The following is a 12,616-nucleotide window of genomic DNA, read 5'->3' as shown; positions in this document are numbered from 1 at the left end:
TCCTGCCGGACAAGGCGATCGACCTGATCGACGAGGCGGGCTCGCGGATGCGGATCCGCCGGATGACGGCGCCGCCGGACCTGCGCGAGTACGACGAGAAGATCGCGAATGTGCGGCGGGAGAAGGAGTCCGCGATCGACGCGCAGGACTTCGAGAAGGCCGCGGCGTTGCGGGATCAGGAAAAGCAGCTGCAGCTGAAGCGGGAGCGGCGGGAGAAGGAGTGGAAGGCCGGCGACATGGATGTCGTGGCCGAGGTGACCGAGGAGCTCATCGCCGAGGTTCTGGCCACCGCCACCGGTATCCCGGTGTTCAAGCTGACCGAGGAGGAGTCGCAGCGGCTGCTGCGGATGGAAGACGAGCTGCACAAGCGGATCATCGGTCAGGACGACGCGATCAAGGGGCTGTCGCGGTCGATCCGGCGCACCCGCGCCGGGTTGAAGGACCCGCGCCGTCCGGGTGGGTCGTTCATCTTCGCCGGCCCGTCGGGTGTGGGGAAGACCGAGCTGTCCAAGGCGCTGGCGGAGTTCCTGTTCGGCGACGAAGACGCGCTGATCATGCTTGACATGTCGGAGTTCATGGAGAAGCACACCGTTTCGCGGCTGTTCGGCTCCCCGCCCGGTTATGTCGGGTACGAAGAGGGCGGTCAGCTGACCGAGAAGGTGCGGCGTAAGCCGTTCTCCGTGGTCCTGTTCGACGAGGTCGAGAAGGCGCACGGGGACATCTTCAACTCGCTGCTGCAGATCCTGGAGGACGGTCGCCTGACCGACGCCCAGGGCCGGGTGGTCGACTTCAAGAACACCGTCATCATCATGACGACCAACCTCGGCACGCGGGACATCTCCAAGGCCGTGGGGCTGGGCTTCGCGAAGGCGAACGACGAGGAGAGCACCTACGAGCGGATGAAGGTCAAGGTGCAGGAGGAGCTCAAGCAGCACTTCCGGCCCGAGTTCCTCAACCGCGTCGACGACATCGTGGTCTTCCACCAGCTGACGCCCAAGGAGATCATCCAGATCGTGGACCTGATGCTCGCCCAGGTGGCCGAGCGCCTGAAGGACCGCGACATGGGCCTGGAGGTGTCTCAGGCGGCCAAGCAGGTGCTGGCCGACCGCGGGTACGACCCGGTGATGGGCGCCCGTCCGCTGCGGCGCACGATCCAGCGCGAGCTGGAGGACACGCTGTCGGAGAAGATCCTCTACGGCGAGCTGCGGCCGGGCCAGGTCGTCAAGATCGACATCGAGGGCGAAGGCGACGCCGCGACGTTCACCTTCGTCGGCGAGACCGCGCCCGCCGCCGTCGCCGCGCCGAGCACCGCCGCGTCGAACGGCTGATCCCGGCGCATGCCCGACCAGCAGGCGTTCTGGATCGACGGCCGATCCGACCGCGAGCGCGTCCGCTACAGCGGCGTCAGCCACTACTCCGAGCGGGTGTGGGAGAACATCGGCGAGTTCGATGGGGTGTGGGGTGACATCGCGCCGGTCGCGTTCGCGTGCGCGGCCTGGCGGATCGCCACCCCGCCCCTGACCTCGCCGGGGTTCGTGCGCTGGCACCGGCGGATCCTGTCGGCCTCCTGCGACCGCAACACCTGGGACGGGTCGCTGACGGCGCGCGTCACGATCGTCTCCCCGCCGCCGGCCGCGCTGACGGTGTCGCGTGACTGGTGGCGCGACCGCGGCTGGCGGGATTGGCCGGAGATCTTCGGCCAGTTCGTCGAGCCCGCCGAGCAGGACCTCGCGAAGGTCCCCTATCTGCGTCCGACCCTGGTCGTGGACGCCCCGGTGCCGCTGGACGACCTGCCCGCCGCGCCGGACGGTCCCGCGCACGACCTGGCCGAGACGGCGCACCGGGCCCTCGCGGTCCTCGTACGCGAGCTGAACGACCTGCTCGCCCCGGTCGTCACCCACCTTGAACAAAACCCCCGCTAACCCCACCCCCATCGCAGATGGGAGGTCTTGTCCGCGATTTTTTGCAAGATCGTCAGGGGTGTTGCTGCAGACTGCGGCATCGCGTGCGACAAACTGCAAGATCACGCGGACTTTTTTGGGCTCTTGACACTGGCCTTGCACGGCCTCAGTCTGTTGCGCATAGTGCTATGTGTTTCGTCTTGCACAACCACTGCACGCTGACTGATCGAGGGAAAGAGAGACATGGCGCACGAAGTCCGCGGGGTCGTCGCGAGGGGCAAGGGACAGCCGGTCAGCCTGGAGACCATCGTCGTCCCCGACCCGGGTCCGGGTGAGGCGCTCGTGGCCGTGCAGGCCTGCGGGGTGTGCCACACCGACCTGCACTACCGCGAGGGCGGCATCAACGACGACTTCCCGTTCCTGCTCGGTCACGAGGCGGCGGGCGTGGTCGAGGCGGTCGGCGCGGGCGTGACCGACGTCGCCCCCGGCGACTTCGTCATCCTCAACTGGCGCGCGGTCTGCGGCGCCTGCCGGGCCTGCCTGCGCGGACGCCCGCAGTACTGCTTCGCCACCCACAACGCCACGCAGAAGATGACGCTGGCCGACGGCACCCCGCTGTCCCCGGCGCTCGGGATCGGCGCGTTCGCCGACAAGACGCTGGTGGCGGCCGGTCAGTGCACGAAGGTCGACCCGAGCGCCTCCCCGGTCGCGGCCGGCCTGCTCGGCTGCGGCATCATGGCGGGCCTCGGCGCGGCCATCAACACCGGCGGCGTGACCCGCGGCGACTCGGTGGCCGTCATCGGCTGCGGCGGCGTGGGCGACGCGGCGGTCGCGGGCGCGCACCTGGCCGGGGCGACCACGATCATCGCGGTGGACGTGGACGACACCAAGCTCGACTGGGCCCGCCGTTTCGGCGCCACGCACACCGTCAACTCCCGGGAGACCGACCCGGTGGAGGCGATCCGCGACCTCACCGGCGGGTTCGGCGCCGACGTCGTGATCGAGGCGGTGGGCCGCCCCGAGACGTACAAGCAGGCCTTCTACGCCCGCGACCTGGCCGGGACCGTCGTGCTGGTCGGCGTGCCGACCCCGGAGATGCAGCTCGAACTGCCGCTGCTCGACGTCTTCGGCCGCGGCGGCGCGCTCAAGTCCTCCTGGTACGGCGACTGCCTGCCCAGCCGCGACTTCCCCATGCTCGTGTCCCTCTACCAGCAGGGCAGGCTCGACCTGGACGCGTTCGTCACAGAGACGATCGCGCTCGAGGACGTCGAGGCGGCCTTCGAGAAGATGCACCACGGCGAGGTGCTGCGCTCCGTCGTGGTCCTGTGACCGGCCTCCCCCTGATCATCTCGATCCCCGACGTGCGACGTACGACCTTCAGGAGCGACCAGTGAGCACCACGAGCCTGCCCCCCAGCCTGATGGCCACGCTGCCGGGCGAGCACTACACCGACCCCCAGGTCTTCGCGCTGGAGCAGAAGCACATCTTCGAGTCGATGTGGTTCTGCGCGGTCAGGGCCGCCGACCTGCCCAAGCCCGGAGCGTTCAAGACCGTCCAGGTCGGCACCGAGAGCATCCTGATCACCCGGGCGCGGGACAACTCGATCCGCGCGTTCTACAACGTCTGCCGCCACCGCGGCGCGCGGATCTGCACGGAGGATTCCGGCGAGGTCAAGCGGGCCTTCCAGTGCCCCTACCACGCCTGGACGTACGACCTGGAGGGCAAGCTCATCGCCGCCCCCAACCTCACCAAGATGCCCGACCTCGACCGGGTCGAGTTCGGCCTGGTCAACGTGGCGGTGCGGGAGTGGCTGGGCTACGTGTGGGTGTGCCTGGCCGACGAGCCGCCCTCGTTCGAGGACACGGTGCTCGGCGAGGTGCGCACGCGTCTCGGCGACGTGGCCTCCCTCGACAACTACGACGTCGCCAACCTCGCGCTCGGCCGCCGGATCGTGTACGACGTGAAGGCCAACTGGAAGCTCATCGTCGAGAACTTCATGGAGTGCTACCACTGCGCGACCATCCACCCCGAGCTGACCGAGGTGCTGCCGGAGTTCGCCGACGGCTACGCGGCGCAGTACTACGTGGGCCACGGCGCGCTGTTCGGCGAGGGCATCCAGGGGTTCACAGTCGACGGCTCCGAGGGGCTCGACCGCATCCCGACCATCAGCGAGGATCAGGACAGGCGCTACTACGCCATCACGATCAAGCCGCAGGTGTTCGTCAACATGGTGCCCGACCACGTCATCGTCCACCGGATGTTCCCGCTGGCGGTCGACCGCACGGTGGTGGAGTGCGACTGGCTCTACCTGCCGGAGGTCGTGGCCTCCGGCAAGGACGTCAGCCGGTCGGTTGAGCTGTTCCACCGGGTCAACGAGCAGGACTTCGACGCCTGCGAGCGCACCCAGCCCTCGATGAGCTCCCGCACGTACGCCAAGGGCGGCGTGCTGGTGCCGAGCGAGCACCACATCGGCCTGTTCCATGATTGGGTGCGTGGCAAGATCGGCGAGTGAGTTCGGAGGAGATGCGGCGTGACACGTAAGCCCCCTCGGGAGGATGTCGGAGACGAACGCCTGGAGATCGGCTCGCCCAAGACCTGGGCGGGCGGGGTCCCGGCGGTCGGCCACGCGCTCGGCACGGCCTACCGGCAGATGGGCGCGGGACGGACGATGCTGACCCTGCTGCGGGTCAACCAGAAGTCCGGCTTCGACTGCCCGGGATGCGCCTGGCCCGAGGGCGACGGTCACCGCAGCCCCGCCGAGTTCTGCGAGAACGGCGCGAAGGCGGTGGCCGAGGAGGCGACGGTCCGCCGGGTCACCCGCGACTTCTTCGCCGAGCATCCGGTGAGTGAGCTGGCCCGGCGCAGCGACTACTGGCTGGGCCAGCAGGGCCGGCTCACCGAGCCGATGTACAAGCCGGCCGGCTCGGACCGCTACGAGCCGATCTCGTGGGAGGACGCCTTCGGCGTCGTCGCGCGCGAACTGGCCGCGCTCGACCACCCGGGGCAGGCCGTCTTCTACACCTCCGGCCGCACCTCCAACGAGGCCGCCTTCGCCTACCAGCTTCTCGTCCGCAGGTTCGGCACCAACAACCTGCCCGACTGCTCCAACATGTGCCACGAGTCGAGCGGCTCCGCGCTGACCGAGACGCTCGGCATCGGCAAGGGCACCGTGCTGCTGGAGGACCTGCACCAGGCCGACCTGATCTTCGTGGTCGGCCAGAACCCGGGCACCAACCATCCGCGCATGCTCACCGCGCTGGAGCGGGCGAAGCGGGCCGGCGCGCGGATCGTGGCGGTCAACCCGCTGCCGGAGGCCGGGCTGCTGCGGTTCCGGAACCCGCAGCGGCCCTCCGGCCTCGCCGGGACCGGGACGGCGCTGTCCGACCGGTTCCTGCAGATCCGCCTCGGCGGTGACCTGGCGCTGTTCCAGGCGCTGTCGCTGCTCCTGCTGGAGGCCGAGGACGCCGCGCCCGGCACGGTGGTGGACCGCGAGTTCATCGAGGCGCACACGCACGGGTTCGACGCCTGGGAGAAGCACATACGCGGGCTCGGCAGTGCCGATCGGTACTGGGACGAGGTGCTGGAGGCGACCGGGCTGACCCGGGCCGAGATCGAGGAGACGGCCCGCGACGTGCTGGCCGCCCGCTCGGTCGTGGTCTGCTGGGCGATGGGCCTCACCCAGCACCGCAAGTCGGTCCCGACGATCAGGGAGATCGTCGACTTCCTGCTGCTGCGCGGCAACGTGGGACGGCCGGGCGCGGGCGTGTGTCCGGTACGCGGGCACTCCAACGTGCAGGGCGACCGGACGATGGGCATCTACGAGAAGCCCAAACCCGAGTTCCTCGACGCGTTGGAGCAGGAGTTCGGCTTCCCGCCGCCGCGCGAGCACGGCCATGACACCGTGGAGGCCATCCGCGCCATGCGCGACGGGGACGCCCAGGTGTTCTTCGCCATGGGCGGCAACTTCGTCTCCGCGACGCCGGACACCGCCGCGACGGAGGCGGCCCTGCGCCGCTGCCGGCTCACGGTGCAGGTGTCGACCAAGCTGAACCGGTCGCACGCCGTGTGCGGCGAGCAGGCGCTCATCCTGCCCACGCTCGGCCGCACCGAGCGGGACGTCCAGGCCGGCGGCGAGCAGTTCGTCACCGTCGAGGACTCGATGGGCGCCGTGCACGCCTCGCGCGGACGGCTGCGCCCCGCGTCGGACACGCTGCTGTCGGAGGTGGCCATCGTGTGCCGGCTGGCCCGTGAGCTGCTCGGCGACGACCCGCACGTGCCGTGGGCCGAGTTCGAGGCGGGGTACGACGCGATCAGGGAGCGCATCGAGCGGGTGGTGCCGGGGTTCGGCGACTTCAACGCGAGAGCGCGCAGGCCGGGCGGCTTCCTCCTGCCGAACGCGCCGCGCGACGAGCGCCGCTTCCCCACGGCCACGGGGAAGGCGAACTTCACGGTCAACCCGCTGGAGGTGCTGCGCGTGCCCCCGGGCCGGCTCCTGCTGCAGACCGTGCGCAGCCACGACCAGTACAACACCACGATCTACGGCCTGGACGACCGCTACCGCGGCGTCAAGAACGGGCGCCGGGTGGTCTTCGTCCACCCCGACGACCTGGCCGAGCGTGGTCTCGCCGACGGCGACATGCTCGACCTGATCAGCGAGTGGCCGGACGGCGAGCGCGTGGCCGAGGGGTTCCGGGCCGTCGCCTACCCGACGGCGCGGGGCTGCTGCGCGGCCTACTTCCCGGAGACCAACGTGCTGGTGCCCCTGGACTCGGTGGCGGAGACCTCGAACACGCCCACGTCCAAGAGCGTCGTCGTGCGGCTGCGGCGCGCGGCGGAGGGAGAGGGCTAGCCGCCGAGGCGGTGACTGATCTCCTCGGCTCCCTTGACGAGGAGAGGGGCCAGCTCGCGCATGCGGCCCTCGCTGAACCGGTAGGCGGGCCCCGACGCGCTCACCGCCGCCACGACCTCTCCGCCGAAGGAGCGGACGGGAGCGGCGAGCGCGTTCAGGCCCACCTCCAGCTCCTCCAGCGTGAGCGCGTAGCCGCGCTCGCGCACCGTCGCCAGCTCCCGCTCCAGGTCCTCCGCCGAGGTCACCGTGCTGGGCGTGTAGCGCTGGAGGCCCGCGACGCGCAGCAGGTCGTCGCGGCGCTGCCGGTCCACGTACGCGAGCAGGACCTTGCCGCTCGACGTCGCGTGCAGGGGCGTGAGCTGACCCACCCAGTTGTAGGCGGTGACGGCGGAGGGGCCGCGCACCTGGTCGAGGTTGACCGCGTAGTGCGAGCGCAGGACGGCGATGTTCACGGTCTCGCCGATCTCCTCCGCCAGGCGGTGGCAGACGGGCCTGCTCTGCTGGGTGACGTCCATCCGCATGGAGACGCTTCCGGCGAGGCGGACGAGCCCGAAGCCGAGGCGATACTTGCCGCGGTCCTCGGTCTGCTCCACGAGCCCGCGCGCCTCCAGGGCGCCCAGCAGGCGGAACGCGGTCGACTTGTGGACCTCGATCTCGGCGGCGATCTCGGTGACCCCGGCCTCTCCGCGGTCGGCGAGGATCTCCATGATGCTGATCGCCCGGTCCACGGACTGCACGCCGCCGCCGCTGGCCTCGGTCCTGCCGGAAGCGTCGTTGCTCATAGCCGGACTGTAGCGCTTGAGCTTCCACGTCGCCCGGCCTCCGAGCCGCGGGCCGGCTCCCGGGGATGGGACGCGTTGAACCGGGGCTACCGGTGCCGGTCCGCCGCGGTCGTGAGGATGGCGAGAGTGGACGCGTCCGGCTGGTCGAGTGCGGCCGCCGACTCGTCGGCGAGCCCGGTCATGCGGCTCACCTCGGCGTCGGTCAGGTCGTCGGCGACCTCGGCCGCGGCGACGTTGGCACGCAGATGATCGGGGTTCGCCGTGCCGGGGATCACGACAACGGCCGGGGAACGGCGCAACAGCCAGGCCAGAGCGACCTGGGCCGGCGTCGCGCCGAGTCGTCGTGCGGGGCCGGTCAGCTCGGCGTAGGCGGTGAGCCGCCCGGAGGCGAGCGGGAAGTAAGGCACGAACATGATGCCCTGCCGCTCACAGTCGGCGAGGACCTGCACACCGCTGCGGTCGAGCAGGTTGAACCGGTTCTGCACGGCCGCGATCGGCGTCATCCTCTGAGCGCGGGCCAACATCTCCGGCGACGCCCCGGACAGGCCGATGCGGCGGATGAGGCCCTGGTCGCGCAGTTCGACGAGCACGCCGAGCGAATCCTCCAGCGGCACCTCACTGGGGATTCCGGGGGTGTCACCTCCCAGCCGCAGATAGGTCAGCTCGCTGATCTCCGTACCCATGTCCGCGAGGGCCTCGTGGACCTGCCGGCGGACCGTTCGGGGGTGACCGGTGACGAGCCATGACCCGTCCGCGCCACGCCCGGCGCCGACCTTGTTGCCGACGATCACCCCGTCCGGGAACGGCCGCAGTGCCTGCCCGATCAGCCGGTTGACGGTACGCGGCCCGTAGGCGTTGGCGGTGTCGAAGAACGTCACGCCCAGCTCGACCGCGAGGCGCAGCACTCGCCGGGCCGACTCGGGATCATCCGGCAGGTCCCAGACGTTCGGCCCGGCGAGTTGCATGGCGCCGTATCCGACTCGATTCATGGAATGTCTCCTCGATGTGGCGGATCAGTGAAACGCTCGAATGCGTAGCACTGATACGTCTCAGTGATACGCAAAAATGCGTAGCATTGCAACCGTGTACGAGGCGAAGAAGCGGCAGATCCTCGAGGTGGCGGCCGGCATCCTGGAGCGCGAGGGCGCTCAGGCGGTCTCCACGCGCTCGGTCGCGGCGGCGGCAGGGGTCCGCGCCGCGTCCCTCTACCAGCTCTTCGGCGACAAGGACGGCCTGCTCGCGGCTCTGGCCATCCTCGCCTTCGACCGCTACCTGGACGAGAAGCACCTCCTGCCGTCCACCGGCGATCCGGTCGACGACATGCGCCGTGGCTGGGATGCCCACGTCGACTTCGGTCTGCGCCACCCGGCCTTCTACCTGCTGATGTTCGGCACCGACCGGCCCGGCCGCCTGCCGCCCGCCGCGGCCGAGGCTCACGACCTCGTGCTGAAGTTCCTGGACCGCGTCGCGGCCGTCGGCCGTCTGCGGGTCCCGCCCGTACTGGCCGCCCGCCTCCTGCAAGCCGCCAGTACGGGCGTCACCCTGTCGCTGATCGCCGACCCGGATGAGAACCGCGACCTGGAGATCTCCGCGAGGGTGCGGGAATCCGTCATCGGCTCCCTCGTCACCGACGCGCCGCCGGACGCGTATTCCGGTCTCGCCTCCCGGGCACTCGCCCTCGACGCCGCCATCGCCGCCGCGGATCAGGCCGGCCTTCCGCTGCGGCCCGCCGAAACGGCACTCCTGCGCGACTGGCTCCAACGGCTCGCCCGCTGACCCGTGCCCGGCTGCGCCCCTGATCGGCCGATCGCGCTCGTCGGCGGATCCCAAGAAGCGTGAGCAAGCGAAGTCGGGCCGGGCACGCTGCGCCAGATCTGTGCCGGCTCCCCACGACGCGACCCGCGCCGTGGGGAGCCGGCATTTTCTACCGGTGGGTGCGTTGTATCTCCGGGAACGTCCGCGGATGCGGCCGGCACTGTCGCTGCTCGCACTGATCAGGGGAGAGGCTGTGATCACGGGCGGAAATGGGGGCTGAGGTAGTGGTGGATCGCCTGGGGTGGCGCGGCTATTCGTCTTTACCTGTGGCGGATCTGGTCAGCGCACCGACGTACAGGAAGGTGTTGGCCGGAGGCTGGCTCGGCGTGGTGGTGGATCCGGCATGGAAGGCGTTCATGTGCCGTCCGTCGTCGGTGACCAGTGTCCAGTAGACCAGTGAGGTGTCGCCTGTCGCGGTGTGGCAGGTCTGCGTGGCGGGATCGAGTTCGGCGGTGTCGCCGCGCACGGTCAGTGTCCAGTCGCAACCGTCCGGAGTGTGCGCGTTGATCCTGCCCTTCTTGTCCGTGGCGCTGAACCGGACCGTGCCCTGTTCCGGGTAGACCGTGCCCTTGTCGGTGGAGACGACGTTGGTGAGGGTGTGGAAGTCCGCCGGGTCGTAGCGGTAGTCCCCGAGGAACCGCTTGACGAATTTGCCGCTGTCCTTGCCGCCGACCACCTTGGTGCGGGAGCCGGACTTCATGGTGCCGATGAGATCCACTCCGTTGGGCTGATGGCTGACGGCCACGATCGACTCCGTCTCTCGGTTGCCCTTCACCTGGACGGACCATTTCGTGATGTTGCCCAAGGAACCGACCGCCCGGTTGACGCACTGCTGGGTGGTGGACGACAACTCCAGCCCGGTGCGCTGGACACGGAAGCCGCGTTCGTATCGGTGCCGGCCGATGCCGCGGTCGGCGTCGCCGTCGCGGCGAAGAGCGCGGCAACGGCCGCCGACAGAGCGAGTGAGGTTCGCGCAGCGATCGCGCAGGCGCGTGCGAGGCGAGAAAAAGGTGACATGAAGTGTTTCCTCGTTGCCTGGGGTGGTCAGCGGAGTGCGGGCAGGATCAGAAGCATCCGGGCCGGGAAATCCCCGTCGAAGTCTGCGAGGGCGAATCCGGGAGAGGGTGCGAACCAGAGGGTTCGGCGCGCGGCATCCCCGCGGCGTCCGGGCTCGCGGCTCGGAGCCCGGACGCCGCGGGGGGTCTCAGCTCAGGACTCATCGATTCGCGTTGTCACAGCCGTGACGTCGGGAAGACGCTTGTCCTCGGCCGATGTGGGCACCAGTCGCCGTACGGAGTCGGGAACGGGCCCGATCGTGAACACCTGCACGGACTGACCGACGGTGACGGCCCCGAATGAGGCTTCCTTGGGAACGTGGTGAGGGATCGAAATGACGTGGGCACCGGGGTCGAGGGTGTTCTCGTATACCCGCTCGGAGACGCTGGTCGACTCGGGTGGGGTGAACGATGTGGCCCACCAGACCTCCACGCGTACGTCGGCGGACTCGTGGATGGTGAGTCGCACGCAACGGTGGTCCGCATCGTAGGCGACTTCGTCGCCTTCCGGCAGCGGCGGACATGTGGCCGCCGCTACCTGCGCCGCGATCAGCTCGGGTATCCCGAACAATCCCTGGATGACGCGGGCGTCGGGATTCAGCCGCGTCAATTCATCGCGCACGTGCTGCTTGATGTCCGGGGGCACCATGCCCCCGAACACCAGGATGTCGACTCCGCCGGCGTCGTAATCGGTGAGAACCCTGTCGAACTGGTTCGTCGCGTTCGCGGTGTATCCCGTCTTGCGCAGGATGTCGACGGCGGTGACCAGGGCGCTCGGACTGCGGCCGACGACGAGGACGTTTGCGCCCGGGGGCTTCGCGGTCGGCTCGTGCGGGGTGCTCATCGACAGTTCTCCTTGATGTGGTCGGCCCCAGCCGTTTCGCAGGCGGGGTTGGCCCATCCAATGTTGGCCGGACCAATGTTGGTCTCGCCAACATAGCAAGTGTTGGTGAGACCAACAACTCTGTATGCTGAGCGGCATGCCCATGCGCCACCAGCCGGATCGGACTCCTGATCGCGTCAAGGACCGCCCCACCTGGATCGTCAGCCGTGTCTTCGCCCGCTCCTCCGCTCTCCTGGCGGCCGCATTCGAGGCCCACGCCGATGGCCTGCGCGGCTACCACTACCGACTGCTCGCCGCGCTTGAGCAATGGGGCGCCGCCAGTCAGGCGGACCTCAGTCGTGGTACGGGAATCGACCGCAGCGACGTCACGGGTGGCCTGACCGAGATGGAGGGTCGCGGACTGGTCGAGCGTCGTCCCGACCCCGAGCACAAACGCCGCAACATCGTCACCATCACCGAGGCCGGAAGGGAGGCACTTCTGAGACTGGACGACATCGTCGACGGCGTCCAGGCGGAACTGCTCGCACCGCTGTCGCCCGCTCAGCGGAAGCAGTTCATCGAGATGGGTCGTCTCGTGGCTGACCGGCGGGCCTGATTGACCTAATCGGCCATGGCAGCGCGTGCACGGCCTCTACGCCGGACGGTCATCGACGTCCCGGTCGGCGGGCGGACAGTAGTGGTGTCGGTGACAGTACGGCGCTTGGTCTGCCCGGCGCTGGGGTGCCCGTGGCAGACGTTCCGCGAATCTGAAACCGGCGAGCGCATCGAATAGCGGGACTGTAGCGCCTGACGCAATCCTGAGCTGGGGCGTCGCGGGATTCCCAGGAGAGAGTCGGCGGCACGCCCCGGAATCCACCGATCGGTGGAGTCGCTCCACCGCCTGGGCGAGTCGCCGCTTCCACCGCCCGCTCGGGAGATCGGGCGATCCGTTTGAGGTGCCTCTGTTGCGACGCTGAATCCCGTCGCGAACGAGAAGACGGAGGCACACTGACATGCGCAATGTGGTCTGGCTGATCAGCGGGTACGCCGCGGTCAGCCTGCTGACACTGGTGGCGATGATCGTGTTTCGGCACGACGCGACGATGGTCACCACCGAGGTCTGGGTCCGCGGTGTGATCGTCGCCGTCGGCTCGCTGCTCACGCTGTTCTTCGCGGTCCGGGCGGCCCGCGGCGACCGCCGGATGCTGTTGCGGCTGCGCGTCGTCACCGCGGTCATGGTGGTCGCGATCGCGGTGATCATCGCGCTGCCCGGACTGTTCCCGCTCTGGTTCAAGCTCGAGCAGGGCGTCTGCGGCCTGCTCCTGCTGGCCGTGGTCGTGCAGGTCAACCGGCGCTCGGTGGTCCGGCCGTGAGTGCGGTGATCGAGTTCG

Annotated in this window: 12 protein-coding genes; 8 read left to right on the top strand and 4 right to left on the bottom strand. The window is 69.4% G+C overall.

The features are described 5' to 3' along the window. The 5 genes from BXA11_RS35520 to BXA11_RS35500 all read left to right on the top strand — a co-directional run. The coding region (locus tag BXA11_RS35520) for an AAA family ATPase (RefSeq protein WP_143734710.1) at nucleotides 1-1,328 on the top strand (1,328 nt) is incomplete at its 5' end. 9 nt (nucleotides 1,329-1,337) lie between these two features. Next, nucleotides 1,338-1,922: a hypothetical protein gene (locus tag BXA11_RS35515; protein ID WP_076441668.1), complete on the top strand. Its 585-nt coding sequence runs from the start codon at nucleotides 1,338-1,340 to the stop codon at nucleotides 1,920-1,922. A 222-nt stretch (nucleotides 1,923-2,144) separates the two neighbouring features. After that, a complete protein-coding gene (locus BXA11_RS35510) occupies nucleotides 2,145-3,230 on the top strand; it encodes an S-(hydroxymethyl)mycothiol dehydrogenase (protein ID WP_076441666.1) in 1,086 nt (361 codons plus the stop codon). 91 nt (nucleotides 3,231-3,321) lie between these two features. Then, a complete protein-coding gene (locus tag BXA11_RS35505) occupies nucleotides 3,322-4,413 on the top strand; it encodes an aromatic ring-hydroxylating oxygenase subunit alpha (RefSeq protein ID WP_204053690.1) in 1,092 nt (363 codons plus the stop codon). An 18-nt stretch (nucleotides 4,414-4,431) separates the two neighbouring features. Further along, entirely contained in the window at nucleotides 4,432-6,750 is a 2,319-nt protein-coding gene (locus BXA11_RS35500; RefSeq protein WP_076441662.1) for an FdhF/YdeP family oxidoreductase, read from the top strand. Here the strand turns inward: BXA11_RS35500 and BXA11_RS35495 are convergent. Together BXA11_RS35495 and BXA11_RS35490 are read right to left on the bottom strand one after the other, a co-directional pair. Continuing rightward, nucleotides 6,747-7,532 carry an IclR family transcriptional regulator gene (locus BXA11_RS35495; protein WP_076441660.1) on the bottom strand — a complete coding sequence of 262 codons (786 nt, stop codon included), beginning with the start codon at nucleotides 7,530-7,532 and terminating at the stop codon, nucleotides 6,747-6,749. The two genes, BXA11_RS35500 and BXA11_RS35495, sit on opposite strands and share 4 nt — an antisense overlap. A gap of 86 nt (nucleotides 7,533-7,618) precedes the next feature. After that, the gene (locus BXA11_RS35490) at nucleotides 7,619-8,521 is read right to left on the bottom strand and encodes an aldo/keto reductase (protein ID WP_076441658.1); all 903 of its coding nucleotides are present in this window, start codon (nucleotides 8,519-8,521) and stop codon (nucleotides 7,619-7,621) included. 94 nt (nucleotides 8,522-8,615) lie between these two features. Between BXA11_RS35490 and BXA11_RS35485 the strand changes: the two genes are divergently transcribed. After that, nucleotides 8,616-9,308 carry a TetR/AcrR family transcriptional regulator gene (locus tag BXA11_RS35485; RefSeq protein WP_083744810.1) on the top strand — a complete coding sequence of 231 codons (693 nt, stop codon included), beginning with the start codon at nucleotides 8,616-8,618 and terminating at the stop codon, nucleotides 9,306-9,308. A gap of 289 nt (nucleotides 9,309-9,597) precedes the next feature. Here BXA11_RS35485 and BXA11_RS35480 read toward each other — a convergent pair whose 3' ends face one another. Both BXA11_RS35480 and BXA11_RS35475 read right to left on the bottom strand, forming a co-directional pair. Continuing rightward, a complete protein-coding gene (locus BXA11_RS35480) occupies nucleotides 9,598-10,122 on the bottom strand; it encodes a hypothetical protein (RefSeq protein WP_143734709.1) in 525 nt (174 codons plus the stop codon). Between the two features lie 434 nt (nucleotides 10,123-10,556). Beyond that, complete coding sequence (locus BXA11_RS35475; RefSeq protein WP_076441651.1) at nucleotides 10,557-11,246, bottom strand: hypothetical protein; 690 nt, start codon at nucleotides 11,244-11,246, stop codon at nucleotides 10,557-10,559. 124 nt (nucleotides 11,247-11,370) lie between these two features. On the opposite strand from BXA11_RS35475, the gene BXA11_RS35470 reads away from it, so the two are divergent. Beyond that, nucleotides 11,371-11,841: a MarR family winged helix-turn-helix transcriptional regulator gene (locus BXA11_RS35470; protein ID WP_239105014.1), complete on the top strand. Its 471-nt coding sequence runs from the start codon at nucleotides 11,371-11,373 to the stop codon at nucleotides 11,839-11,841. A 397-nt stretch (nucleotides 11,842-12,238) separates the two neighbouring features. Continuing rightward, nucleotides 12,239-12,598: a hypothetical protein gene (locus BXA11_RS35465; RefSeq protein WP_076441649.1), complete on the top strand. Its 360-nt coding sequence runs from the start codon at nucleotides 12,239-12,241 to the stop codon at nucleotides 12,596-12,598. Nucleotides 12,599-12,616: the final 18 nt, after the last annotated feature.

Source organism: Microbispora rosea (assembly GCF_900156315.1).
GTDB lineage: Bacteria > Actinomycetota > Actinomycetes > Streptosporangiales > Streptosporangiaceae > Microbispora > Microbispora rosea.
Note: the sequence above shows the minus strand (reverse complement) of the source record. Positions and strands in the feature narration are given on the sequence as shown.

What these genes read in the sequence shown, in the direction of transcription:
- BXA11_RS35475 (WP_076441651.1), bottom strand. Translation starts at nt 11,246, where the DNA reads ATGAGCACCCCGCACGAGCCGACCGCGAAGCCCCCGGGCGCAAACGTC.
- BXA11_RS35495 (WP_076441660.1), bottom strand. Translation starts at nt 7,532, where the DNA reads ATGAGCAACGACGCTTCCGGCAGGACCGAGGCCAGCGGCGGCGGCGTG.
- BXA11_RS35490 (WP_076441658.1), bottom strand. Translation starts at nt 8,521, where the DNA reads ATGAATCGAGTCGGATACGGCGCCATGCAACTCGCCGGGCCGAACGTC.
- BXA11_RS35510 (WP_076441666.1), top strand. Translation starts at nt 2,145, where the DNA reads ATGGCGCACGAAGTCCGCGGGGTCGTCGCGAGGGGCAAGGGACAGCCG.
- BXA11_RS35505 (WP_204053690.1), top strand. Translation starts at nt 3,322, where the DNA reads ATGGCCACGCTGCCGGGCGAGCACTACACCGACCCCCAGGTCTTCGCG.
- BXA11_RS35470 (WP_239105014.1), top strand. Translation starts at nt 11,371, where the DNA reads ATGCTGAGCGGCATGCCCATGCGCCACCAGCCGGATCGGACTCCTGAT.
- BXA11_RS35465 (WP_076441649.1), top strand. Translation starts at nt 12,239, where the DNA reads ATGCGCAATGTGGTCTGGCTGATCAGCGGGTACGCCGCGGTCAGCCTG.
- BXA11_RS35515 (WP_076441668.1), top strand. Translation starts at nt 1,338, where the DNA reads ATGCCCGACCAGCAGGCGTTCTGGATCGACGGCCGATCCGACCGCGAG.